The organism is Macellibacteroides fermentans, from assembly GCF_013409575.1.
Lineage (GTDB): Bacteria > Bacteroidota > Bacteroidia > Bacteroidales > Tannerellaceae > Macellibacteroides > Macellibacteroides fermentans.
On the sequence record NZ_JACCCY010000001.1, the window covers coordinates 748912 to 773014 of the forward strand.

Sequence of the window (24103 nt, forward strand, 5' to 3'; positions counted from 1 at the left end):
AATAAAAAAGGAGTCCCGAAAGAGACTCCTTTTTTATTCTATTTTATTGATTGAATTACTTGCTTGCAGGTGCATAATTCTTATTAAGGTATTCTATAACCTCTTTTGTGATATCATATGCATCACCAGCCAACAAGATATTATCACCCATTGTGTTGCTTAGAATAACCTGATAACCTTTGTCTTTGTTATAGACACGAAGCTGAGAAACCAATGTGTCGCGAAGTTGTTCGTTCAATCTCTGTTGCTCGGAAACCAGCTCCTGTGCCAAACGATTGTCGAAATCCTGAAGTTCCTGCTGCTTCTTCATCAAACGTGCCTGTTCCTGCTCTGCGCGTTCGCGGGTAAGGAAAGCATTGTTTTCTACCTTACGTTGAAAATCCTGCATTTCTGTTTGTAACGAACGTAGTTTCTGATTAACGCTCGCACGGGAATTTTCTTGTTTCTTTATTATTATTTCATTCAAATCCTTCGAATAATTATAATTAAGAAGCAGAGAATCCACATTAACATAAGCTATTGGAAGTAAGCCGGAGGCACTTTCTTCAGCCGTAAATGTTTTGGTAACACCAGATTCTTTTTTACCTGTAAATTGCAATACAAACAAAATCACGACTGCTAACGCAAGTACACCATTAATAATGTAGTTAATGTTCTTCATAAAGTGTAATTTAAAATCTTTATATTATTTTTTTATTTCTTCCAAACGCTCAAACAAATTTTTATTGTTTTCGGCTTCCTTATCTTGCGAAGTGTGACAATGAATTCCTTTCTCCGCAAGAGCTTTATTCCCTCCAACATGCGTATTAGGAAATTGACCTCCTTTTACAAATATTATTTTTATGCCAAGTAACATGGCACAAATAACAAGAATTAAGACTGTAAGTAATAACGTTATTAGCATTTTCTATATATTTGTGGACGCAAATATAAGAGTTTAACTGATTACAAAGTGCCTTTTTGGTATTTTATTCAATATTTTTTCGAGAAAGACTCATTTGCTTAATAAATATTTAATGATGAGGCATCATCAAAAATACATTATAACATTATGAAGATTACAGATTTATCACCTGCTTTAGTATGGAAATACTTCCACGAGGTAACACAGGTACCCCGTCCTTCAAAAAAAGAAGAAAAAATAATTAAGTATCTGGAAACCTTTGCAGCAGAACATAAAATTGCGATCAAAAAGGATGCAAGCGGTAATATCCTCATGTCGAAACCAGCTACACAAGGAAAAGAGAACGTACCTACGGTGATCTTACAATCACATGTGGACATGGTTTGTGAAAAGAACAATGGAACGGAACACGATTTTGACAACGATCCTATTGAGACGATTGTTGAAAACGGATGGCTTCGCGCAAACGGCACTACTCTTGGAGCGGATAACGGTATTGGAGTTGCTGCAGAACTGGCATTGCTTGCATCAAACGATATTGAACATGGTCCTATTGAATGTTTGTTTACTGTAGACGAAGAAACCGGACTTACAGGTGCCAAGATGTTGGAGAAGGGATTCCTTACAGGTAATATTTTATTAAATCTTGATAGCGAAGACGAAGGAGAAATCTTTATGGGTTGCGCAGGAGGTAAGGATACGGCTGCAACGTTCACATATACTCCGCAGGCTGCACCAGAAGGAATGTTTTATTTCCGTATAGATGTAAAAGGATTAAACGGCGGACATTCGGGTGGAGAAATACATAAACAATTAGGTAATGCAAACAAAATTCTTGTTCGTTATCTGTTCCTGCTAAAAAAGGAAATAGGTTCTTTAGTCCTTTGCAGCATCGACGGAGGAAATCTGCGTAACGCAATTGCCCGCGAAGCACATGCTGTTGTGGGAGTTCCTTACAATGCAAAAGAAAGTGTAAGGGTTTTACTAAATCATTTTACGACAGACATTGAAAATGAATTAAAACATGTAGACACCAACGTTAAGTTATTGCTTGAATCGGCTGAAAAGCCTGCTTTCTGTATTGACGAAACAACGGCTACAAATCTTATCTACTCAATGCATGCTTGTCCGCACGGCGTTTTAGGCATGAGCCAGGATATCGAAGACCTTGTTGAAACCTCTACAAATCTGGCTTCTGTTAAAATGAAGGAAGGAAATACAATTGTAGTTGGAACCAGTCAGCGTAGCTCCATCGATTCATGCAAAGTTTATGCTGCCAATATGGTGGCATCTACCTTCCTGCTTGCCGGAGCTTCTGTTGCGCACGGCGATGGATATCCGGGATGGGCTCCTAACCCAAATTCGGCGATTCTGCAGGTGGCTCAAGATGCATACAAACGTCTTTTTAACAAAGAAGCCAAAATAAAAGCGATACATGCAGGTCTGGAATGCGGACTTTTCCTCGAAAAATATCCACAGTTGGATATGATCTCTTTCGGTCCAACCCTGCGAGATGTTCACTCACCCAACGAACGCATCGAAATTGCAACTGTTCAATTGTGGTGGGATCATTTACTTGAAGTATTAAAAAGCGTTCCTGCAAAATAATTAAGGTTATGCTACGTTAAAATAAACAAGGCTGGGTTTCTTTCCGGAGCCCGGCCTTGTTGCATATAAACATAATAGATTCTTAAAGAAGTTTCAAAAGATTATGATCATGAAAAAAGGGCTGATTTTCGTTTCTGTTTTACTTGCCGTACTAAGTCAACTGGTAACCGGTTGCGATGGTATGGACGAAAATTATGCTACTGGCTCGAACTATAACTTACGGTTCTCAACTGATACGGTTTCCTTCGACACGATCTTCAGTACCATTGGTTCAACTACCAAACAATTCATGGTGTATAATATTTTTGATAAACCGCTTAATATTCAATCTATAGAACTGGCTCAGGGAGAAAAAAAAGGATTCAGGATTAATGTGGATGGTTTAAAAGGGACTAATTTTCAGGATGTGGAGGTAAGGCCAAATGATAGTTTATATGTTTTTATTGAAGTGACTGTAAATCCCAACGGAACAAATCAACCCTTACTGATAGAGGATTCTGTAATCTTCACTACCAACGGAGTCAGACAAGCTGTAAAACTACAAGCCTTCGGACAAGATGTAGTGCTTTGCAAAGGAGGAACAATTCTCGCAAAAGACACTCTTTTAACATCCAAACAACCCTATCTCGTATATGACAGTCTGGTTATAGCCAAAGACGCTACTGTGACACTCGAACAGGGAACCCGTATTTTTATGCACGATAAAGCTGATCTGATTGTACGTGGAACCTTGATTGCCAAAGGTACCCGGACGGCTCCCATCATTATAAGGGGCGACCGCCTTGATAAATTATTAGACAATCTGCCATACGATCTGATTCCTGACCAATGGGGAGGAATCTATTTTGCGTCTACTAGTTATGGAAGTATCCTTGATCATGTAGTTGTGCGTAACGGAAGCAGCGGCATTACAATGATGCAGGCAGATCCCGAAAAAAGCAAGTTGATTATCGGGAACTCTCAAATTACCAATTCCGACGGATATCTTTTTTCTGCAGTCAATTGTAATATTGAGGCTTATAATACCGAATTCAGTAATTCAGGAGAGGCAGTAGTTATGCTTGTAGGAGGCCGATATAGTTTTACTCATTGTACACTTGCTAATAATTTTGCTTTTGGTGCACGTACGGTACCTACTCTCATTTTGTCGAACAATCTTACCAATGCCGAAAACAAGGTTGTCCTTTATCCACTTCAGAAAGCCGACTTTCAAAATTGCATTATCGATGGAAACCTTTCCTCCGGCGAATTAGCATTGTATTATCAGCAAGGAACAAGTCAGGATGCATTCAACTATCAATTCACCAATTGTCTCATAAAAAGCAAGGAGGAGGCTAATGTTCACTTTACTGATATTCTTTGGGGTACAAGTCCCGGTTACCGTCTATCTGGTGAGGCAGGTGATTACCGCTACGACTTCAGACCCGATTCAACATCCATTGTACGGGGTAAAGCTGCACGCTCATTTTCTGTAAAATATCCATTGGATCGTTTTGGCGTAAACAGACTCAATGATAGCGACGGACCAGATATCGGTGCTTACGAATATATCCGCGAAGCTAATGAATAAACGAGCCTGTATAACCTTAACTTGCCTGTTTATACTTTCTCTCGTACCACTAACTCGGTTATATGGACAGCGAACTTTTAGGGTGATGAGTTACAATGTGGAAAATTTGTTTGATTGCGAAGACGATCCCATAAAAGATGATCAGTCATTTTTACCCGATGGAATACTTAGATGGACCAAAGGACGATATTATCAAAAACTTCAACAGATAGCTAAAGTAATTACTGCGGCCGGCGAATGGCAAACACCAGCATTGGTTGGTCTATGCGAGGTGGAAAACGATTCCACCATCATACACCTGCTAAATAAAACTCCTTTACGTCAACAAGACTACCGGTATTGTATGACCAACAGTCCGGATAATCGTGGAATCGACGTTGCTCTACTCTATCAACGCGATCAATTTGCATATATTGAACACCAATCTATCCGGATTAAATTTCGGAAACACCCAGACAAACGTTCGAGAGACATCCTTCGCGTAAGCGGTAAAATTCTTTCCGGTGACACACTTGATGTACTTGTTTGCCACTTCCCAAGCCGTTCTGGAGGCGAAAAGGCCACTGAAGCAGACAGAATGGATGCGGCAAGAATGCTTCGTAATACCTGTGATTCGTTATTATTAAACCGTAAGAATCCTCAGTTTATAATTATGGGTGATTTCAACGACACTCCGTCTGACAAAAGCATTATCCATGGAATCAAAACCATGTCTTATCCTTCTGATACCACCTCTGCCCACTCTCTTTATAATTTATTTTCAAATTCAGAGCAATTAGCAAAACCCGGATCCCATAAATACCAGGGAGAATGGGCTCAGCTGGATCAGATTATTGTTACCGGCACACTGCTTGATTCGCGGAATCCTATGCATCTTATACCGGGAAGCAACCGGTTATTTACTCCTCAATTTCTCTTTAAAACCGACAAAACCTATCATGGAACAAGACCTTTCCGCACCTATTATGGATATAAATATGAGGGAGGTTATAGTGATCATTTGCCTTTACTTGTAGATTTTTCCTTACCTTTGGCTCCTTAATTATTAAAAAAAAGATACATGTTACGATATATACCTCTATGCTTCTGCCTGCTGACGGGAGCAGCCGGAGTTCACGTCAACGCTCAAGATACTCCTTTAAGGGCTCCCATGGATATCCCCCTGTATTTGAGCGGTAATTTTGGAGAATTCAGAAGCAATCATTTTCATTCGGGAATCGACTTTAAAACACAAGGAGTGGTTGGAAAACCTGTTTATGCTGTATATGATGGCTATATTTCCCGCGTGCTGGTAAGTCCCTGGGGATTTGGGAAAGCACTCTACATGACACATCCAAATGGTATGACTACGGTATATGGCCACATCAAAGGCTTTACAAAGGAGGTCGAGGACTATATCCGCAAACAACAGTATAAGCGTGAATCATTCAGTGTTGACCTACAATTACCTGAAGACCTTTTTCCAGTAAAAAAAGGTGACTTGATTGCCTATAGCGGCAATGAGGGAACTTCGGCCGGTCCTCACCTGCATTTTGAAATACGTGATACAGAGACAGAGGAGACTATGGACCCCATCCCGTTCTATAAAAGTCGGCTCAAAGATAATCGCCCCCCCCGCTTGCAAGGATTAATGGTTTATCCTGTAGCTCAAAAAGGGAGTATAAACGGTAAAGTGGAGAAGCAGGCCGTCAGACTCGCGACCGATAAATCAGGAAAACAAAGGATTGTTGGAAAAATTGAAGCGTGGGGAGAGGTAGGCTTTGCTATCAAAGCCTATGATTACATGAACGAAACAGGAAATATTTATGGGATAAAGGAAGTGATTCTTACGGTAGATGATCAAGAGGTGTTTCGAAGCAATCTGGATCGTTATGCTTTCCCTGAAACCCGTTACATAAATAGCCTGATTGATTATGAAGAATGGAAACAACACAGGGCTTTTTTCTCAAAATCTTTTGTTGAACCAGGCAATAAACTACGTTTCATTGAAAGTAAAAACCGGGGAGTACTGACGATAAAAGAAGAACGAACCTATATGATTAGCTATCTTCTAAAGGATGCCTATGGTAATTCCACACACTTCTCGTTTGAAGTAAATGGAAAAAAACAAGATATTCCCAAAGTAAAAAAGCCTGAGGGAACAGAACACTTTTCATGGTCGGGAGACAATCGTTTTGGAGCCAAAGGAGTACGTTTACATATTCCTAAAGGAAATCTATACACCGACTTCTTTTTTGAATACAGTGTAAAAGAAGACGAAAATGCACTTAGTGCCACACATACTTTACATAATCCGTTGGTACCATTACACAAGGAGGCAGAATTATCAATCAAAATACAAAAAGATTCTCTTGAAAACAAAAATCAATACGGGATGGTGTACCTAAACAAAGGGCACCGCACCTGGAAGGGGGGCACCTACCGTAATGGTTGGATAGATACAAAAATTCGTGATTTGGGAACCTATACAGTGATGCAAGATACCGTTCCTCCCAAGATAATCCCTGTTGCTCCGGCTCAGTGGGTTTCAAAGCGAGCGATTGCTTTCAGGGTTTCTGACAACCTGAGTGGTATGGAGATTTATCGTGGAGAGATTGATGGCGAATTTGCATTATTCGAATATGATGGAAGTAAAGGCCTGATTACCTATAAATTTGATCCATCCAGATTATCCAGAGGCAAACATTCACTTACTTTTGTTGTGACTGATGCATGTGGTAATACCAGCAAATATTCAACAAGCTTTACCTGGTAAAATGGTTTTGATCCCAAATTATAGGGTAGATAATTTGAGTAAACCAATTATTTTGTATCTTTGAATTCAGAAAGAGTAGTAAATAAACATAGTAAAAAAATGGAAAACAGCGATTTGTTAGCAATGGTAAGATCGAAAGCTCAAGGTTGGCTTTCTGAAAGCTATGACGCAGAAACACGTGCCGAAGTAAAACGGATGCTTGACAACGAAGATCCAAGCGAACTGATTGAAGCTTTTTATAAGGATCTTGAATTCGGTACAGGCGGTCTTCGTGGAATTATGGGCGTTGGTTCCAACCGCATGAACATTTATACGGTGGGTGCGGCCACTCAGGGTTTATCCAATTACCTTAAAAAAGAATTTTCAAAATTACCGCAGATTAAAGTGGTAATCGGCCATGATTGCCGCAACAACAGCCGTAAGTTCGCTGAAATTTCGGCTGACATCTTCTCAGCAAATGGAATCAAGGCTTATATATTTGAAGATCTTCGTCCTACTCCCGAGATGTCTTATGCTATCCGAAAACTTGGATGTCAGAGCGGAATCATTCTTACAGCTTCACACAATCCAAAAGAATACAATGGATATAAAGCATATTGGGATGATGGAGCACAGATGATCGCTCCTCACGACCGCAATACCATTGCAGAAGTCAACCAGATAAGAAATGCCGGAGAGATTAAGTTCAAAGGTAATAAGTCGCTTATAGAAGTAATCGGAAAAGAGATGGATCAGCGGTATATTAACGACCTCACAACCATATCTCTTTCTCCTGAATCAATCGCACGCCACAAGGATATGAAGATTGTATATACTCCTATTCACGGTACAGGTGTCGAAATTGTTCCTGCTGCGTTGAAAGCCTTCGGTTTTACAAATATTATCCATGTCCCCGAACAAGATATAATTAGTGGTGATTTTCCAACAGTAATCTCTCCAAACCCGGAAGAGCCGGCTGCATTAGCTATGGCTGTACAGCGGGCAAAAGACACAGATGCAGAACTAGTATTGGCTACCGACCCGGATGCAGACCGAGTGGGAGCAGCCGTAAAGAACAACGAAGGAGAATGGGTGTTGCTTAACGGAAATCAAACTGCACTCATGTTTGTGTATTATCTGATTACCCGTTGGAAAGAGCTGGGTAAAATTAAAGGAAACGAATATATTGTAAAAACGATTGTTTCAACCGAACTGATCCGTACCATTGCTGAACGTAACGGCGTTGAACTTTATGACGTGTACACCGGGTTCAAATGGATAGCTGCCATTATGAAAGATAATGAAGGCAAGAAGACCTTTATAGGTGGTGGCGAAGAAAGTTACGGATTCCTTTGTGAAGATTTTGTCCGCGACAAAGATGCTGTTTCTGCCTGTACGATGCTTGCAGAGACTGCAGCCTGGGCTAAAGACAAGGGTCTGACTCTCTATCAATTGCTTCAAAACATCTATGTAGAATATGGTTTTTCTAAAGAAGCAGGCATTTCTGTTGTGAAGAAAGGTAAATCTGGTGCCGAAGAAATTGAAGCTATGATGAAGCACTTCCGCGAAAATCCACTTACGCAAATTGCAGGCTCCAATGTTACTTACGTGTACGACTATGCTACACTTAAAGGATTAAGCGTGGCCGAAAACGAAAAGATTACCCTTGATATGCCTACAACATCGAATGTAATCCAGTATTTTACAGAAGATAATACCAAAGTATCTATCAGACCTTCCGGAACGGAGCCAAAAATTAAATTCTACTGCGAAGTACATTCCAAAGTAAAAAATCTGGAAGAACTGCCCGCCGCAGAATTAGCAGCTCAGGAAAAGATCAACCAGATCAAGATATCTCTGGGTATCTGATTTCTGGAATAATTTATATTTTTCTGAAATAAACGGGAGTGTGCAGACAACTGCATACTCCCGTTTTTACATTGGAAAAAATGAGGACGTATTGCAATATGGATACGTATAATACGTTTATGTTATGATTAAATCCCAAATTCAAGGCTGCCATGAATAAATTTCTATTTACTTGTTTGTTAGGAACACTTACTTTCCTACCAGCCGTATCGCAACAAACAAAGCATCTTACATCCAATCAATATGGAGTAAAGTACGGTACGATTCATTACAAATCGTCAAGTGTAATGAATTTCCCCGGTCAGCCTCCTCTCACAACCCATGTAACAGGAAAAGTTTGTTTTGACGAATATGGCAACAAACGGTCCAACTTATACACTGAAACCCAAGATGTGGCAGATTTTAAAGTAAGCAGAAATCTGCAAACGCTTTATCTTGACAACTACAAATACAGTATCGACCTTGATGCAAAAAAAGGAACAGAAGAGGTAATAAATGATCGCATTGATAAAATTACCAATTATGACAATCCGGATGATTCTGACAAATCGCTGTATTCATTTACACTTACAGGTGCAGGTACTTTTTTAGACAAACCATGCAGACTGTTTACAGTTACCGAAAAACAAAGAGCAGGAAGTGTTAGCAAAGTAACCGTATGGAACAATGTAGTACTAAAACGTGTAACTACGTCGCCTGTACTTAACTACACATTCGAGGTTACAAAGATTGATGAAAGCCAACCCGATTCAACCCTTCTCTCCATTCCCGACGAGATAATCATAGAATAGCAAAGTAGTCCGATAATTGGAGTTTATACGCAAAAGAGGCCATAAAGTTGCTGACAACAATTTATGGCCTCGAAAAAAATAACAAAAACGAGAAAAGCCGGAGAGCTTTCGGTTTACAACGGATAGCTATATTGCATTCCGATGTTTGGTTTTACAAGTAAATTGGTTACTTCAAAATTTATATTACCACTTTTAACCCCGTTATTTAATTTTATATTTATTGCATGTGTTCCATGAGGTTTAATTTCATATTCACGAAAATAAACAAGATTTATATCATGAGCTGTTTTCTTTAATTTAAATGGCAGGTCGGTTTTATTTCTTAAGACAATACGTACATTCTTTTCGCTCTTGTCTACACTCAATATCTCAATAGAGTTTTCAAATAACTCTTTAACATAGTCCTCTTCACCTACGATCTTGTCTTGGAAATAAACAACAGTTCGTCTGTTTTCCAATGCTTCTCTGATTCCTTGAACTGAATTATCCCGCACAAATACCAACGTCATTGGTCGGTGCTCTCCTTTCGCAAAATCATAATCTGCCTGAATCGGAGCATGAATATCTGTATTTCCAAGCATCGTAAGCTTCTTATCCAAACACCATTGATGCGCTTCCGGAGAATAGTCATTTCCATTCACCACCTCTATACCATGCATGTAACCTCCATCAAATAATTCAGAGTGTTCTTTCCACCATAATGTTGTATCCGGCTGCTGTGCATCCCATCCCGGATGATTCCAAAATATAAAGGCTTTTTGTTTCTTGGCAGCCCTAAACGCATCCATATAGTTTGGAGTATCGAGAGAATCACAGTTGGAAAGGAATAATGCATTAGAGTGACCCGGAGGCATGGAACGAGTTATTTCACTTCCCTTAATAACTGTAACACCTTTACCTTTTGCATATTTTTCAGCGATATCATAAGAGCGGTTAAATGAGGCCTTGATATCATCTTTATGCGGACGATATTCTATGTGGTCTGAGATAGCAATCACATCGAGCCCTTCCCGGTAAGCTTCATCGACACGTACCGTAGGCCAAACCAATCCATCAGAAAAAACTGTGTGAATATGAAAATCACATTTCAAAACTTTGTATCCGTTTAGTTCCGGCAGACGAAGATCTGTTCTTATCTGAGCAGATAAATTGAAGGTTAATCCAAGTAAAAAAAGAAAGGAAAGTAATTTTTTCATCTTAATCAGGTATTAAATAAGGTTATCAATGCAACAAAAATAGGGAATAATTTACAAATCGGTACAAATAATATAAAAGAAAATAATTAATTATCAGAAGCTATGTTGCTAAAGTTTATATTTTTGCGAGAATATAATTCTAATATAAAACTTAAAGAAAAGATTATGGACAAATATACTATCCGAAATGCTGTAGTCAGCGATGCCAATTCAATTTGCCAGATTTACAACCACTATGTACTAAATACGACCGTAACATTTGAAACATCAGCCGTAGCAACAGATGAAATGGAAAAGCGGATATACGAAGCTTTGTTTAAAAAATTAGATAAAGGTTCGCTGCACGCCATCATAGCCGGAGTTGCTCAACCAAACGAAGCTAGTGCTCGATTGCATGAACGTTTTGGTTTTGAAAAGGTGGCTCATTTCAAACAAACTGGTCGTAAGTTTAATCAATGGATCGACGTAGCTTACTGGGAAATCATTTTATAGTTCACGAAGGTTGCTCCCTTTTAAAGTAACAAATCACTTTCACCGAAGGAAAGAGGCAGTAAATCTTCTGCCGATTCAAGGCAAAGAATCTCTTCTCTTCCGCATAATAAAAGCCTCACAGGCTGTTTATACCGATTCTCCACCTCTTTCATTACCTGCCGGCATCCGCCACAGGGTGAAATACGCTCCACTTGCTTACCTGCTGTTACTGCTGTTACAGCCAACACTTCAACTGGAATGCCCGGATAGTGTGATGATGCATAAAAAAGTGCCACACGTTCGGCACATAATCCTGATGGATAAGCGGCATTTTCCTGATTGCTGCCTGTTATAATCTGTCCGTTTGCAAGTAAAACAGCAGCTCCTACATTAAACTGAGAATAAGGAGCATATGCATTTTTTGCGACCTCGTAAGCAGCCTCGCAAAGGAGACGTTCCCTTGGAGACAATTCGTGAAGCGAACAGATGGTTATTGTTGTTTCTATCCGGTCTTTTCTCATAACTTGTACATTTACTCAAGCAAATGTACTAAATTGTTTTTATAAAATTATATCTTTGTCCGGAAATATAGATTGGCATATTATGAGATTATTCGTACGTATCCTTCCCCTTCTACTTATTTTTATTGGTATTGGCTCTGTACAGAGTTATGCTCAGCGTAAAAATTCGTCATACGAGGCATATATCAGCAAATACAGTAATCTAGCTATTGAGCATCAGAAAAAATATAAAATACCAGCTAGCATCACCCTCTCCCAAGGATTGCTGGAGTCGGGAGCAGGTCAAAGCTCTCTTGCCCGTCAGTCCAACAACCACTTTGGAATCAAATGTCATTCGGACTGGCGTGGAGGCAGAGTATATCACGACGACGATTTACGTGGAGAGTGCTTTCGTAAATACGACCAGGTGGAAGATTCCTACACCGATCATTCCAAATTTCTGGCTTTCAGGCCACGTTATGCCGTGCTTTTCGATCTGGATATCACCGACTATAAAGGATGGGCCAAAGGATTACAACAATGTGGCTACGCTACAGATAAGGCATATGCCAATAAATTAATCAAGGTAATCGAGGATTACGAACTTTATCGATACGATACTCATAAAGGCAGTCGTACATCCAAGGTCACTTCAAAGGAACAATTCCCTGTGGAAAAAATGACAATTTACAAAACACATGGTCTGATTTATGTGATTGCACGTGCAGGAGATTCATTCGAATCAATTGCTCAAAATCTTGGATTTAAAGAAAAAGAACTTAGAAAATACAACGAGGTTCCGGAAGGATTTCCTTTACAAGCCGGTGATCTTGTATATCTTGAAAAAAAGAAGAAAAAAGCCGACAAACCATATTACGATCATGTAGTACAGGTTGGCGAGTCAATGCATAGTATTTCTCAGCAATATGGTATCCGTCTGAAAAGTTTGTACAAATTAAACAAGAAGGAAATGGAGTACGTACCTGAAGAAGGAGATGTGCTAAAACTTCGGTAAGTGTATAAATAATTGTATCTTTGCAGCCAAATTTATCTACAATGAGTGATCAACGTTATAACCTAAGAGGTGTATCTGCCTCTAAAGAAGATGTTCATAATGCAATAAAGAACATTGACAAGGGTATATTCCCGAAAGCATTTTGCAAAATAATTCCAGATATTCTAGGTGGCGATCCGGCCTATTGCAACATCATGCATGCTGATGGTGCGGGTACCAAATCTTCGTTAGCATACATGTACTGGAAAGAAACAGGCGATCTGTCCGTATGGAAAGGAATAGCACAAGATGCGTTGATTATGAATATCGACGACCTGCTTTGTGTGGGTGCTGTTGACAATATACTGATTTCATCAACTATTGGTCGGAACAAATTACTTATACCGGGAGAAGTGATCTCTGCCATTATAAACGGCACGGATGAATTGCTGGCGGAATTACGTGAAATGGGTGTAGGTTGCTATGCCACAGGTGGCGAGACTGCCGATGTAGGCGATCTGGTACGCACCATCATTGTGGACAGTACAGTAACCTGTCGAATGAAACGTGATGAAGTTATAGACAATAGCCACATCCAGGGTGGTGATGTTATTGTAGGGATGGCCTCATTCGGACAAGCAACTTACGAAAAAGAGTACAACGGAGGAACCGGAAGTAACGGACTGACTTCAGCTCGTCACGATGTATTTGCAAAATATCTTGCAGCTAAATATCCCGAAAGTTACGATGCTGCGGTACCTGAAGAGCTTGTATATTCAGGTGGATTGAAACTTACAGACATGATAGAAGAATTGGGTATTGATGCAGGCAAGCTAGTGCTCTCTCCTACCCGTACATATGCTCCTGTTATAAAAGTATTGCTTGACAAATTACGCCCGGCTATCCACGGCATGGTTCATTGTTCCGGAGGTGCGCAAACTAAAGTTATGCACTTTGTAGAAAATAAACGCATTACAAAAAATAACTTATTTCCTGTTCCTCCATTGTTCCGGATTATTCAGGAACAGAGTAAAACGGACTGGAGCGAAATGTATAAAGTATTTAATATGGGGCACCGTATGGAGGTTTATATAGCTCCAGAACATGCTGATGAGGTTATTGCTGTGGCTAATTCTTTCGGAATTGAAGCCCGTGTAGTAGGTTTCGTTGAAGAAGCTTCCAAAAATGAATTGATTATCGAAAGCGAGAAAGGTCGCTTTGTATACTAAATAGAACCGATGGCCGAAAGTAACTTATTAGAAAGGTTAGATGGACTTGTCAGTCGTTTCGAAGAGGTTGGTACGTTGATAACCGACCCGGCAGTGATTGCCGATATGAAACGGTTTGTAAAATTAAATAAAGAGTATCACGATCTTGAAAAGATTGTGGCTGCCCGTTCTGAATATATAAAGATGAAGGATGGGATTGAAGAAGCCAAAGAGATACTTGAAAATGAACAGGATCCTGAAATGAAGGAAATCGCTAAAGAAGAACTGGAAATCTGTACAACCCGTATTCCGGTTTTGGAAGAGGAGATTAAACTTCTTCTTGTTCCTGCCGATCCGCAGGACGACAAGAATGCCATTGTTGAAATACGTGGAGGTACAGGTGGTGATGAAGCGGCTATTTTTGCAGGAGATCTGTATCGTATGTATGTTAAATACTGCGAAGGGAAAGGATGGAAAGTTTCTGTAAGTGATTACAGTGAAGGTACCAACGGAGGATACAAAGAGATTGTGTTTAATGTAACAGGTGAAGGGGTTTATGGGATTCTGAAATACGAATCGGGAGTGCACCGTGTTCAACGTGTACCGCAAACTGAAACCCAGGGTCGCGTACATACTTCGGCTGCAACAGTAGCTGTACTTCCTGAAGCCGATGAGTTCGATGTAGAGGTAAAGGAATCGGATATCCGCGTTGATACGTTTTGCTCTTCAGGTGCCGGCGGTCAATCGGTAAATACAACCTATTCGGCCATTCGATTGGTACACATTCCTACGGGAATTACCGTTCAATGCCAGGACCAAAAATCGCAGCTTAAGAATAAGGCGAAAGCATTAATCGAATTAAGAAGCCGTATCTATAATATGGAATATCAGAAATATATTGATGAGATTGCTTCGAAACGAAAAACAATGGTTTCTTCGGGCGACCGCTCTGCGAAGATCAGGACTTATAATTACCCGCAAGGGCGAGTTACCGATCATCGTATTAATCTTACATTGTACAATCTTTCGTCCATCATGGACGGTGAGATTCAAACCATCATCGATCAGCTGATTGTGGCAGAGAATGCCGAACGACTGAAAGAAGCCCAGTTATAAAAGATAATAGAATTAAAAAGGATGAACAAACAACAGCTATTTGAAAATATTCAGAAAAAGAAGTCTTTCCTTTGCGTGGGTTTAGATACGGATATAAAGAAAATCCCGCAGCATTTGCTGACAGAAGAGGATCCCATTTTCGCGTTCAATAAAGCGATAATTGACTCAACAGCTCCGTATTGTGTTGCTTATAAACCGAACCTGGCTTTTTATGAAAGTCTGGGTGTTCCGGGATTAATGGCTTTCGAGAAAACAGTTGCTTACCTGAAAGCGAATTACCCTGACCAATTTATTATTGCAGATGCAAAACGAGGAGATATTGGAAATACATCGGAAATGTATGCTCGTTCGTTTTTCGACTATATGAAGGTGGATGCTGTAACAGTAGCTCCTTACATGGGTGAAGACAGTGTGAAGCCTTTTTTAATCTACCCGGAAAGTTGGGTTATTCTGCTTGCACTTACTTCCAATAAAGGTTCACAAGATTTTCAGTTTACTGAAGATGTAAATGGTGTGCGCTTGTTTGAAAAAGTGCTTAAAAAGTCGCAGGAGTGGGCTTCAGACGAACAAATGATGTATGTAGTAGGAGCCACGCAAGGTAAAATGTTTTTGGAAATCAGAAAGCATGCACCGAACCATTTTTTACTGGTTCCCGGGGTTGGCGCTCAGGGTGGAAGTCTTAAAGAAGTTGCCCAATACGGCATGAACGACCAATGCGGATTGTTAGTAAATTCATCACGCGCAATCATTTACGCTGACAATACTCCGGCATTTGCAGAAGTCGCGGCAGTTGCTGCACGTGAAGTGCAGGAAGAAATGGCTATCTACCTTCTCGAAAAAGGCATTATAAAGGCTTAATAGCAACTAAAAAATAGGTACTTTAAAATATTTTTATAATTTTGTCGGCTTTACCTCTGGAGACAGAGGTGAATCTGCAACGGTTTAAAATCGCAAACATATATAAAATGGAGTTTACAGCCCAACAAATCGCGAGCTTTCTTAATGGAACCGTATCGGGAGACCCGGAGGTTAAGGTTAATAATTTTTCTAAAATTGAAGCCGGAAAACCGGGCACATTGACGTTTTTAGCAAATCCTAAATACGAACATCATATCTATTCGACTGAAGCAAGCATTGTTTTGGTAAACAATGATTTCACTCCATCGGAACCTGTAAGAGCAACGTTGATAAAAGTTTCAAATGCCTATGCAGCACTAGCGATGTTATTAAACATGGTAGAACAGGCCAAACCAAAGAAAATTGGCGTAGACTCTTCTGCATGTATTTCAGCTACGGCAATAGTTGGATCTGACTGCTATATTGGAAACTTTGCTTATATTGGTGAAAATGTTGTTATCGGAAACAATAGCAAAATTTATCCTTATGCTTATGTTGGCGATGGTGTAAAAATTGGAGATAATACAATCGTTTATCCACATGTAACCATTTATGAAGGATGTATAGTAGGAAGCCGATGTATTCTACATGCAGGATCAGTAATCGGAGCCGATGGTTTTGGGTTCGCTCCCGAAGGAGAAAAATACAATAAAATTCCTCAATTGGGAAATGTTATATTAGAAGACGATGTTGAGATCGGAGCAAATACTACCATTGACCGTGCAGTGATGGATTCAACCATTATCCGTCGTGGTGTGAAGCTGGATAATCTCGTTCAGATTGCGCACAATGTTGAAATTGGCGAAAATACTGTCATGGCTGCTCAGGTTGGTATTGCAGGATCGGCTAAGGTAGGAAAACATTGTATGTTTGGCGGTCAGGTTGGCATTGCTGGTCATATCACTATTCCTGATAAAGTTAACTTTGGAGCTCAGGCGGGTACGCTGGGCACCGGAATCAAAGAAGGTGAAACCTATTTAGGTTCTCCAGCCTTCCCTGTCAAAGATTTCATGCGTTCGTCTGTTATTTTTCCAAAACTACCGGAATTATACCGCACAATTGGCCAAATGCAGCGTGAAATTGAACAATTAAAAAAAGAAATTACAAATAAATAAATATTCTTATGCAGAAACAAAAAACGCTTCAGCAAAGTTTTTCTTTGCAAGGTAAAGGTTTGCATACCGGATTGGATATCAACATTACTTTTAATCCTGCTCCGGAAAATCACGGCTATAAAATTAAACGTGTTGATCTGGAAGCTCAGCCTACTCTAGATGCTTTGGCAGAAAACGTAGCCGGAACACAGAGAGGTACTGTTATATCTAAAAATGGCGTTCAGGTTAGCACTATTGAGCATGCTATGGCTGCTTTATATGCTTTCGAAATTGACAACTGCCTTATTGAAGTGGATGCTCCAGAATTCCCTATCCTTGACGGAAGCTCTCGCTTCTATACGGAAGAAATTATGCGAGTGGGTGTTTGTGAACAAAACGCTCCTAAGGATTATTACATTGTAAAACACAAGATTGAGGTGAAGGACGAAGCTACAGGTTCGTCTCTGATTATTCTTCCGGATGATAAGTTCAGCATCAACGCCCTTATTTCATTCGATTCACCTGTATTGCCGAATCAGTTTGCAACGATGAACGACATACGTGAGTTTCCGACCGAACTTGCTGCAGCTCGTACGTTTGTATTTGTTCGCGAAGTTGAAGCATTACTTCAAAACAACCTGATTAAAGGCGGCGATCTGGACAATGCAATTGTTATATATGATCAAAAAACGACACAGGATTCATTAGACAAACTGGCTGATGCTGTTGGAATTCCACACAAGCACATCGATGAACTTGGTTATGTAAATAACAAACCATTGGTATTTGATAATGAGCCTGCCCGTCACAAAATACTTGACATCATGGGAGACCTGGCGCTGATTGGTAAGCCAATAAAAGGTCACATCATTGCCACTCGTCCGGGTCATAAGATCAACAACCAATTGGCTCGTATGATTCGCAAAGATATTAAGCTGAACGAGGTACAAGCTCCTGTCTACAAGCCTGGTTGCACTCCCATTATGGATATCAACCGTATTAAGCAACTGCTGCCACACCGTTATCCATTCCTTATGGTTGACAAAATCATAGAGATTGGCTCCAATCATATTGTCGGCGTTAAAAATGTTTCCGTAAACGAACCATTCTTCCAAGGTCACTTCCCCGAAGAGCCAGTTATGCCAGGCGTATTACAGATTGAAGCAATGGCGCAGACCGGTGGTCTGTTAGTACTTAATTCCGTAGAGGAACCTCATCGCTACTCCACTTATTTTCTTAAAATAGATAACGTAAAATTCCGTCAAAAGGTTGTACCTGGCGATACTCTGATTTTCCGACTCGAGTTTATGTCAGAGATCAGACGCGGATGCGCTTTAATGAAAGGATTGGCATTTGTAGACGAAAAGGTAGTTTGTGAAGCCGAATTTATGGCACAAATCATTAAGAATAAATAAATTACGAAGATAATGAATCAACACCCATTAGCTAGTGTTCATCCTGAAGCAAAGATTGGAGAGAACGTTACAATAGATCCGTTTGCAGTGATTGAGAAAGATGTTGTAATCAGGGATAACTGTCATATCTTCTCACATGCAGTTATTTTGGACGGAGCTCGCATCGGTTCAAATTGCAAAATATTTCCAGGAGCAGTCATTTCGGGTATTCCCCAAGACCTTAAATTTGCCGGTGAAATTACTACGGCTGAGATTGGCAACAATACAACTATACGCGAATGCGTAACAATTAACAGGGGAACCAAAGCTAAAGGTAAGACTGTTGTTGGGAACGACTGCCTCATCATGGCATATGCGCACGTGGCGCACGACTGTATTCTAAAAGATCATATTATTATCGGTAATGCAACCCAGATAGCCGGAGAGGTAGAGATAGACGATTTTGCTATTGTGAGCGGAGGTACATTGGTACACCAGTTTACCCGTATTTCTAAACATGTTATGATTCAGGGTGGATCTCGCGTTGGAAAAGATATCCCTCCTTATACACTGATAGGCAGGGATCCTATCGCCTATTGTGGTATTAATATTGTTGGTCTTCGCCGTCGTGGATACACAAACGATCAGGTGTTTCTGATTCAGGATATATACCGTACATTATATACCCGTGGGTTGAACAACAGTGATGCTATCAATTGCATTGAAAGCGAATATGAACCGAGCATTGAGCGTGATTTAATTCTAGGATTCATAAAATCTTCGAGTAGAGGAATTGTTAGAGGTTCAATGGATTAACCGGAGCAGTTATATAAAAAACGAAAGCTGTCTCCCTATGGGAGGCAGCTTTTTTTATGTCATATATAGAGGGATTTAATATTTTTTACTACTTTTGAACCAACAAAAAACAACTACAATTATGTTATTCAGATTTCTTATCCTGTCAGACGAAGTTGATGACTTCAAACGTGAAATTAAGATAGATTCGGAAGCGACTTTTCTTGATTTGCACAATGCCATTCTGGATTCTGTCGGATACACAAAAGATCAGATGTGTTCATTCTTTATTTGTGAAGACGACTGGAGCAAAAAAACAGAAATTACGCTGGTTGAAATGGATACAGCTTCGGAAGAAGACAACTATATAATGGAAGATACACGCTTAGAAGAGTTACTCGAAGACGAACATCAGAAACTCCTCTACGTATTCGATTATATGACCGAAAGAGCCTTCTTCATGGAGTTAAGGGAAATTATCCCGGGAAAAGATATGGACAAACCGGAATGCTCGATATCTCTTGGTAATCCTCCGGTACAGATTATGTCTTTTGATGATTTTACACCTAAAGCAGGTGGAACACAGGATTTAGGAGAAGATTTCTACGGAGATTCAGAATTCGACATCGACGAGTTAGATAAAGAAGGCTTCGACGGACTAGAAGGTCCGATGGAAAATCCGTTTGACGATGAGCGCTTTTGATGAATACGCTTATTGTTTTACTGGGGCCGACCGGAGTTGGTAAGACGGAACTTAGCCTACGTGTGGCATCACATGTAGGCAGTCCTATTATTTCGGCAGATTCCCGTCAGTTGTACAAAGAACTTGTAATAGGAACGGCAGCTCCCACAGCCGAACAGCTCGCCCGTATTAAACATTATTTTGTCGGCACACTTTCTCTCACCGATTATTACAATGCCAGTCAGTTTGAAGAAGAGGTTCTGTTATGCCTGGAGAATCTTTTCCAGTCTACATCCAATGTTGTAATGACCGGAGGCTCCATGATGTACATTGATGCTGTTTGCAATGGTATCGACGAACTTCCAACTGTTAGTCAGGAGATCCGGACTAACCTGATGAAGCGTTTTGAAGTTGAAGGATTGGATCCGATTCGGGAAGACTTAAAGCGACTGGATCCTCAACATTACAACGAGGTGGATCTCAACAATTACAAACGAGTGATCCACGCCCTTGAAATATGTTTAATGACAGGAAGACCCTATTCTGAACTACGTACAAATACAAAAAAAACACGTCCTTTTCGCATTATAAAAATCGGACTGACCCGCGATCGGGAAGAACTCTGCGACCGTATCAATGCCCGGGTTGATCAGATGATGCGCGATGGACTACTGGAAGAAGCCCGGCATGTATATCCTTACAAACATCTCAATTCACTTAATACTGTTGGATATAAGGAGATGTTTAATTACCTTGACGGTGAATGGCCTTTGGATTTTGCAATTGAGAAAATAAAACGTAATAGCCGTGTGTATGCCAGAAAGCAGATGACTTGGTTTAAGCGTGATAAAGAAATCAACTGGTTTCATCCGGACAACATAGAAGGCATATTAACTTTCCTGGACGAACAACTAAATCGTCCTGAATTATAACAATTATAAATATAAAAATAAGTGAGAATGACAACCGGACAGAATCAACCCAAGAAGAAAACTTTGCGTAAACAAATAATCCTTGTTTCCATTGTCTTATTTTTGCTTGTTTATCTGACTTCCACATGGTTGGATGAAGGAGGTAGGGTGCAAAAGTTCTCCTTCTTACTTTTTTTTCATATGATATTTATTCACATTTCACAAAACAAAGCCAACATCAAAGAGATGATTGCTACAAAAAAAGTCAACGTCATTACGACGCTGACCTTTATATCTTTTGTTGTGATGCTTAATAATTTTGTACTGGTTCTATTTGGTGTATCTTTTACAAACATGACCGTACACTACTGGTTAGTAGGTATTTTTCTCATTTTAGCAGTCATTCATAGCATTGAAAGACTGCTTAAACGGTAAAACATCATTCAAACCATCCTTCAACCAACTCTTGGTTTTTATCTTTCCACATCTTTGCTCCTTCAGCTTCAGATACTGTGTCGTTTGCAAGATATCCCATCAAATCGCTCATCTGTTCGTTAGTAAGCTTAAATTTCCTGAAGAATCCGGCGGCTAAGGGATCTTTCTCTGCAAAGCCTTTGGTAGCAACAATATCAATACGCTCGGCATCGCCAAATATTCCTTTAGGGTCTTTTAAAAATTTCAGATCAAAACGTGAGAACATCCAATGCGGCGTCCAGCCTGTTACAACAATCCACGTCTTATCTTCTACCGATTTTTTAAGCAAGGCAGTCATCGCAGGTCCGCTTGAAGATTGAAGTTTCATATCCAGCTGATAAGCATCAATTACCTTTTCCGTAGCCGACATAATTCCGGCTCCGGCATCGATTCCCACAATATTCCCATCAAATTTTTCTTTAACATCCTTCAGTTCATCCAAACTATCAACTGTTACATATGAAGGCACCACCAGCCCTATGCGGGCATTAGAGAAGGCCTCTCCTAACACTTCCAACTTATCCCCATACTGATTCATGTAATCTGCGTGAGTAACGGGCATCCAGGCATCCATAAACACATCAGCCTTTCCTGTTGCTACAGAAGCAAAAATGGGAGCTACATCCGCATTCTTCAAAGACACTTCGTATCCTTTCTCTTCCAAAGCAACTTTAGCCAAATGAGTCATTGCTATACCCTCAGCCCAATTTGCATAGGCGATGGATATCTTTTTCCCATTCTTATTTCCTCCGCCAGAGCAACCGGCAGCTAACATTAACAAACCAAGAATAACGCTTAGCGCTACAACAATCAAAAAACGTTTCATACACATATATTTTAAATTAAATTCTATCATTTATTCTTTGCCAACCCTTGAGTGATCCGATCCAGCACAATAGCAAGAATCACTACGGCGATTCCTCCTTCAAAGCCTAATCCTATCTTCATCTGAGTTATTCCTTTGAGAACAATCTCGCCAAGTCCTCCCGCAGAAATCATTGCAGCAATCACAACCATGGAGAGCGACATCATAATTGTCTGATTTACACCTGTCATAATGGTGGGTAATGCCAGCGGCAATTGAACCTTCAATAACAACTGCGACGGAGAAGCTCCGTAAGATCGGGCTGCCTCCACAATATCTTTCGGGACCTGACGAACTCCCAGATCTGTGAGGCGCACAACGGGAGGCATAGCAAAAATAATAGTTGCAAAAGCTCCCGGCACCGGACCGAGACCAAAAAAGAGAACTGCCGGAATCAGATAAACAAAGGCAGGCATTGTTTGCATTAAATCCAAAACAGGTCGCATCACTTTTGAAATTTTAGGATTACGAGCCGTAAGAATACCCAATGGCACACCTAAGATCAAAGCAATTGAGGTAGACGACAAAACCAAGGCCAAGGTTTGCATTGTTTCCGTCCAGAATCCCATCCCATAAATCAGGAACAGTCCAAAAAAAGTAAGAATTGCAGTTCCTTTTCCAGCTTTAAACCAGGCCAATACGGTAAAAAGAATAATAAAAAGATAAAAAGGTATCCAAAGTAAAGCCTGGTTAAAAACATCAATACCTCCACCAATCCCCGAATTTACAGCATCAAAGAACGGAGCAAAATTTTCCGTAAGCCATTGGATGGCTATCTCTATATATTTTCCTATCTGAATCATAAATCAATTGCATTTTGAATAATCTGATTAATCTCTTTTTGATCTTTCCCTGTCATTTCAATAATAATAGACGAAGGCGATACCACACCCAACAATTTGTTGGAATCACTTACCACAGGAATGACTTGTTTAATCTTTGGCAATAAGGTCAGCATATCCTCAACCGTTGTTGACTCCAGCACCGAAGGCACTTCACTCGTCACCACCGAATCAATCTCTTTAATTCCCTGTTTTCTCAAATTCACTACATCTTTTAAAGACACCTCACCCAGAAACTGACCATCAGTACCCACAACCGGTAAAACAAATAAATTCTTTTCTCGCATTTTACGGATAATAGCCTCCGGCCCCTCTTTTTTAAGGCGGGCCACCACAGGTTTCGTTTTCATAATGGAAGATGCGGTAATGATACGTCCCCTGCCTACATTCTCTACAAAACGTTCTACATAATCGTTTGCCGGTTCTGTAAGAATTTCTTCAGGAGTGCCCACCTGAACCACTTCCCCATCTTTCATAATTGCAATTCGGTCACCCAATTTGATTGCCTCATGCAAATCATGGGTGATAAATACAATGGTCTTTTGCATGGATGCTTGTAGTTGAAGTAATTCATCCTGCATCTGTTCCCTAATAAGAGGATCCAGTGCCGAAAAAGCCTCATCCATCAATAACACTGATGCATCGTTTGCTAAAGCCCTGGCCAAACCAACGCGCTGTTGCATTCCTCCGGACAATTCGTTTACCCGTTGATTCTCGTAACCCTTCAGTCCTACCAGTCCAACAGTACGTAATGCTTTTTTCTCACGTTCTACTTTAGGTACACCTTGCAACTCCAGCCCAAAAGCTATATTACTTAATACTGTACGATGCGGCAACAAACCAAAATGCTGAAAAACCATCGCCAACTCCGAACGACGCAGTTGTTGTAACTCCTTATCGGATTTTCTGGTAATATTTTCGCCATTTATGTAAACCTCTCCCAGAGTGGGTTCATTCAACCGATTGATACATCGTAGCAATGTAGATTTTCCACTACCGGATAATCCCATAACAACAAATACTTCTCCTTCTCTAATCTCCAGGTTTGCATTACGTACGGCTACCGTACATCCGGTTGACTTTAAAATCTCCGATTTATTCTTTCCTTCCATTATCAGCTTACGAGCTTTTGATTTATCGTGACCAAAAATGATGGAAAGATTTTTTATTTCTATTTTATTATTCATT

At 40.2% G+C, this 24103-nt stretch carries 24 protein-coding genes; 17 read left to right on the forward strand and 7 right to left on the reverse strand.

Translation table 11 applies throughout. The features are described 5' to 3' along the window. Nucleotides 1-55: 55 nt before the first annotated feature. Complete coding sequence (locus tag F5613_RS03140) at nucleotides 56-661, reverse strand: OmpH family outer membrane protein (protein WP_079683499.1); 606 nt, start codon at nucleotides 659-661, stop codon at nucleotides 56-58. Nucleotides 662-685: 24 nt separating this feature from the next. Further along, entirely contained in the window at nucleotides 686-904 is a 219-nt protein-coding gene (locus F5613_RS03145; protein WP_179398653.1) for a hypothetical protein, read from the reverse strand. Between the two features lie 147 nt (nucleotides 905-1051). On the opposite strand from F5613_RS03145, the gene F5613_RS03150 reads away from it, so the two are divergent. From F5613_RS03150 to F5613_RS03175, 6 genes are all read left to right on the forward strand, one after another. Further along, complete coding sequence (locus tag F5613_RS03150) at nucleotides 1052-2512, forward strand: aminoacyl-histidine dipeptidase (RefSeq protein ID WP_079683497.1); 1461 nt, start codon at nucleotides 1052-1054, stop codon at nucleotides 2510-2512. 109 nt (nucleotides 2513-2621) lie between these two features. Continuing rightward, a complete protein-coding gene (locus tag F5613_RS03155) occupies nucleotides 2622-4082 on the forward strand; it encodes a hypothetical protein (protein WP_179398654.1) in 1461 nt (486 codons plus the stop codon). Further along, on the forward strand, nucleotides 4075-5124 hold the full coding sequence (locus F5613_RS03160) for an endonuclease/exonuclease/phosphatase family protein (protein WP_394353429.1): 1050 nt from the start codon (nucleotides 4075-4077) through the stop codon (nucleotides 5122-5124). The genes F5613_RS03155 and F5613_RS03160 overlap by 8 nt, the downstream gene beginning before the upstream one ends. A gap of 18 nt (nucleotides 5125-5142) precedes the next feature. Then, nucleotides 5143-6837 carry a M23 family metallopeptidase gene (locus F5613_RS03165; protein ID WP_179398655.1) on the forward strand — a complete coding sequence of 565 codons (1695 nt, stop codon included), beginning with the start codon at nucleotides 5143-5145 and terminating at the stop codon, nucleotides 6835-6837. Between the two features lie 99 nt (nucleotides 6838-6936). Then, complete coding sequence (locus F5613_RS03170) at nucleotides 6937-8685, forward strand: phospho-sugar mutase (protein ID WP_179398656.1); 1749 nt, start codon at nucleotides 6937-6939, stop codon at nucleotides 8683-8685. Between the two features lie 152 nt (nucleotides 8686-8837). Further along, the gene (locus F5613_RS03175) at nucleotides 8838-9476 is read left to right on the forward strand and encodes a hypothetical protein (protein ID WP_179398657.1); all 639 of its coding nucleotides are present in this window, start codon (nucleotides 8838-8840) and stop codon (nucleotides 9474-9476) included. A 113-nt stretch (nucleotides 9477-9589) separates the two neighbouring features. On the opposite strand, the gene F5613_RS03180 is transcribed toward F5613_RS03175, so the two are convergent. Continuing rightward, nucleotides 9590-10672, reverse strand: coding sequence for an Sb-PDE family phosphodiesterase (locus F5613_RS03180; protein ID WP_218858858.1), 1083 nt, complete (start codon nucleotides 10670-10672; stop codon nucleotides 9590-9592). A 165-nt stretch (nucleotides 10673-10837) separates the two neighbouring features. On the opposite strand from F5613_RS03180, the gene F5613_RS03185 reads away from it, so the two are divergent. Then, nucleotides 10838-11164 carry a GNAT family N-acetyltransferase gene (locus tag F5613_RS03185; RefSeq protein ID WP_179398658.1) on the forward strand — a complete coding sequence of 109 codons (327 nt, stop codon included), beginning with the start codon at nucleotides 10838-10840 and terminating at the stop codon, nucleotides 11162-11164. A gap of 20 nt (nucleotides 11165-11184) precedes the next feature. Here F5613_RS03185 and cdd read toward each other — a convergent pair whose 3' ends face one another. Then, nucleotides 11185-11664 (reverse strand): cytidine deaminase, encoded by a 480-nt coding sequence (gene cdd, locus F5613_RS03190; protein ID WP_079683492.1) that lies wholly within the window; start codon nucleotides 11662-11664, stop codon nucleotides 11185-11187. Nucleotides 11665-11746: 82 nt separating this feature from the next. Here cdd and F5613_RS03195 point away from each other — a divergent pair, with 82 nt between their 5' ends. The 10 genes from F5613_RS03195 to F5613_RS03240 all read left to right on the forward strand — a co-directional run bounded on the left by F5613_RS03195 (nucleotide 11747) and on the right by F5613_RS03240 (nucleotide 21169). After that, a complete protein-coding gene (locus tag F5613_RS03195) occupies nucleotides 11747-12658 on the forward strand; it encodes a glucosaminidase domain-containing protein (protein ID WP_179398659.1) in 912 nt (303 codons plus the stop codon). A 41-nt stretch (nucleotides 12659-12699) separates the two neighbouring features. Beyond that, a complete protein-coding gene (locus tag F5613_RS03200) occupies nucleotides 12700-13866 on the forward strand; it encodes an AIR synthase related protein (RefSeq protein WP_079683490.1) in 1167 nt (388 codons plus the stop codon). Nucleotides 13867-13875: 9 nt separating this feature from the next. Next, nucleotides 13876-14961 carry a peptide chain release factor 1 gene (gene prfA / locus F5613_RS03205; protein ID WP_079683489.1) on the forward strand — a complete coding sequence of 362 codons (1086 nt, stop codon included), beginning with the start codon at nucleotides 13876-13878 and terminating at the stop codon, nucleotides 14959-14961. 21 nt (nucleotides 14962-14982) lie between these two features. Next, on the forward strand, nucleotides 14983-15819 hold the full coding sequence (gene pyrF, locus F5613_RS03210) for an orotidine-5'-phosphate decarboxylase (protein ID WP_079683488.1): 837 nt from the start codon (nucleotides 14983-14985) through the stop codon (nucleotides 15817-15819). A gap of 107 nt (nucleotides 15820-15926) precedes the next feature. Continuing rightward, complete coding sequence (lpxD, locus tag F5613_RS03215; RefSeq protein WP_179398660.1) at nucleotides 15927-16973, forward strand: UDP-3-O-(3-hydroxymyristoyl)glucosamine N-acyltransferase; 1047 nt, start codon at nucleotides 15927-15929, stop codon at nucleotides 16971-16973. Nucleotides 16974-16981: 8 nt separating this feature from the next. Continuing rightward, complete coding sequence (locus tag F5613_RS03220; protein ID WP_179398661.1) at nucleotides 16982-18367, forward strand: bifunctional UDP-3-O-[3-hydroxymyristoyl] N-acetylglucosamine deacetylase/3-hydroxyacyl-ACP dehydratase; 1386 nt, start codon at nucleotides 16982-16984, stop codon at nucleotides 18365-18367. A 12-nt stretch (nucleotides 18368-18379) separates the two neighbouring features. Beyond that, the gene (gene lpxA / locus F5613_RS03225) at nucleotides 18380-19162 is read left to right on the forward strand and encodes an acyl-ACP--UDP-N-acetylglucosamine O-acyltransferase (protein WP_179398662.1); all 783 of its coding nucleotides are present in this window, start codon (nucleotides 18380-18382) and stop codon (nucleotides 19160-19162) included. 121 nt (nucleotides 19163-19283) lie between these two features. Beyond that, the gene (locus F5613_RS03230) at nucleotides 19284-19844 is read left to right on the forward strand and encodes an IS1096 element passenger TnpR family protein (RefSeq protein WP_079683485.1); all 561 of its coding nucleotides are present in this window, start codon (nucleotides 19284-19286) and stop codon (nucleotides 19842-19844) included. Then, the gene (miaA, locus tag F5613_RS03235) at nucleotides 19844-20755 is read left to right on the forward strand and encodes a tRNA (adenosine(37)-N6)-dimethylallyltransferase MiaA (protein WP_179398663.1); all 912 of its coding nucleotides are present in this window, start codon (nucleotides 19844-19846) and stop codon (nucleotides 20753-20755) included. The genes F5613_RS03230 and miaA overlap by 1 nt, the downstream gene beginning before the upstream one ends. Nucleotides 20756-20782: 27 nt before the next feature. Then, nucleotides 20783-21169: a hypothetical protein gene (locus F5613_RS03240; protein WP_179398664.1), complete on the forward strand. Its 387-nt coding sequence runs from the start codon at nucleotides 20783-20785 to the stop codon at nucleotides 21167-21169. 4 nt (nucleotides 21170-21173) lie between these two features. On the opposite strand, the gene F5613_RS03245 is transcribed toward F5613_RS03240, so the two are convergent. The 3 genes from F5613_RS03245 to F5613_RS03255 are packed head-to-tail and all read right to left on the reverse strand — an operon-like array spanning nucleotide 21174 to nucleotide 24102. Continuing rightward, nucleotides 21174-22034, reverse strand: a complete 861-nt coding sequence (locus F5613_RS03245) for a glycine betaine ABC transporter substrate-binding protein (protein WP_079683554.1) — start codon at nucleotides 22032-22034, stop codon at nucleotides 21174-21176. 26 nt (nucleotides 22035-22060) lie between these two features. Continuing rightward, complete coding sequence (locus F5613_RS03250; RefSeq protein ID WP_079683482.1) at nucleotides 22061-22876, reverse strand: ABC transporter permease; 816 nt, start codon at nucleotides 22874-22876, stop codon at nucleotides 22061-22063. Then, the gene (locus F5613_RS03255; protein WP_179398665.1) at nucleotides 22873-24102 is read right to left on the reverse strand and encodes a quaternary amine ABC transporter ATP-binding protein; all 1230 of its coding nucleotides are present in this window, start codon (nucleotides 24100-24102) and stop codon (nucleotides 22873-22875) included. The genes F5613_RS03250 and F5613_RS03255 overlap by 4 nt, the downstream gene beginning before the upstream one ends. Nucleotide 24103 lies beyond the last annotated feature (1 nt).

Coding starts and splice junctions, on each gene's coding strand:
- F5613_RS03140 (WP_079683499.1), bottom strand. CDS start 661: ATGAAGAACATTAACTACATTATTAATGGTGTACTTGCGTTAGCAGTC.
- F5613_RS03145 (WP_179398653.1), bottom strand. CDS start 904: ATGCTAATAACGTTATTACTTACAGTCTTAATTCTTGTTATTTGTGCC.
- F5613_RS03150 (WP_079683497.1), top strand. CDS start 1,052: ATGAAGATTACAGATTTATCACCTGCTTTAGTATGGAAATACTTCCAC.
- F5613_RS03155 (WP_179398654.1), top strand. CDS start 2,622: ATGAAAAAAGGGCTGATTTTCGTTTCTGTTTTACTTGCCGTACTAAGT.
- F5613_RS03160 (WP_394353429.1), top strand. CDS start 4,075: ATGAATAAACGAGCCTGTATAACCTTAACTTGCCTGTTTATACTTTCT.
- F5613_RS03165 (WP_179398655.1), top strand. CDS start 5,143: ATGTTACGATATATACCTCTATGCTTCTGCCTGCTGACGGGAGCAGCC.
- F5613_RS03170 (WP_179398656.1), top strand. CDS start 6,937: ATGGAAAACAGCGATTTGTTAGCAATGGTAAGATCGAAAGCTCAAGGT.
- F5613_RS03175 (WP_179398657.1), top strand. CDS start 8,838: ATGAATAAATTTCTATTTACTTGTTTGTTAGGAACACTTACTTTCCTA.
- F5613_RS03180 (WP_218858858.1), bottom strand. CDS start 10,672: ATGAAAAAATTACTTTCCTTTCTTTTTTTACTTGGATTAACCTTCAAT.
- F5613_RS03185 (WP_179398658.1), top strand. CDS start 10,838: ATGGACAAATATACTATCCGAAATGCTGTAGTCAGCGATGCCAATTCA.
- cdd (WP_079683492.1), bottom strand. CDS start 11,664: ATGAGAAAAGACCGGATAGAAACAACAATAACCATCTGTTCGCTTCAC.
- F5613_RS03195 (WP_179398659.1), top strand. CDS start 11,747: ATGAGATTATTCGTACGTATCCTTCCCCTTCTACTTATTTTTATTGGT.
- F5613_RS03200 (WP_079683490.1), top strand. CDS start 12,700: ATGAGTGATCAACGTTATAACCTAAGAGGTGTATCTGCCTCTAAAGAA.
- prfA (WP_079683489.1), top strand. CDS start 13,876: ATGGCCGAAAGTAACTTATTAGAAAGGTTAGATGGACTTGTCAGTCGT.
- pyrF (WP_079683488.1), top strand. CDS start 14,983: ATGAACAAACAACAGCTATTTGAAAATATTCAGAAAAAGAAGTCTTTC.
- lpxD (WP_179398660.1), top strand. CDS start 15,927: ATGGAGTTTACAGCCCAACAAATCGCGAGCTTTCTTAATGGAACCGTA.
- F5613_RS03220 (WP_179398661.1), top strand. CDS start 16,982: ATGCAGAAACAAAAAACGCTTCAGCAAAGTTTTTCTTTGCAAGGTAAA.
- lpxA (WP_179398662.1), top strand. CDS start 18,380: ATGAATCAACACCCATTAGCTAGTGTTCATCCTGAAGCAAAGATTGGA.
- F5613_RS03230 (WP_079683485.1), top strand. CDS start 19,284: ATGTTATTCAGATTTCTTATCCTGTCAGACGAAGTTGATGACTTCAAA.
- miaA (WP_179398663.1), top strand. CDS start 19,844: ATGAATACGCTTATTGTTTTACTGGGGCCGACCGGAGTTGGTAAGACG.
- F5613_RS03240 (WP_179398664.1), top strand. CDS start 20,783: ATGACAACCGGACAGAATCAACCCAAGAAGAAAACTTTGCGTAAACAA.
- F5613_RS03245 (WP_079683554.1), bottom strand. CDS start 22,034: ATGAAACGTTTTTTGATTGTTGTAGCGCTAAGCGTTATTCTTGGTTTG.
- F5613_RS03250 (WP_079683482.1), bottom strand. CDS start 22,876: ATGATTCAGATAGGAAAATATATAGAGATAGCCATCCAATGGCTTACG.
- F5613_RS03255 (WP_179398665.1), bottom strand. CDS start 24,102: ATGAATAATAAAATAGAAATAAAAAATCTTTCCATCATTTTTGGTCAC.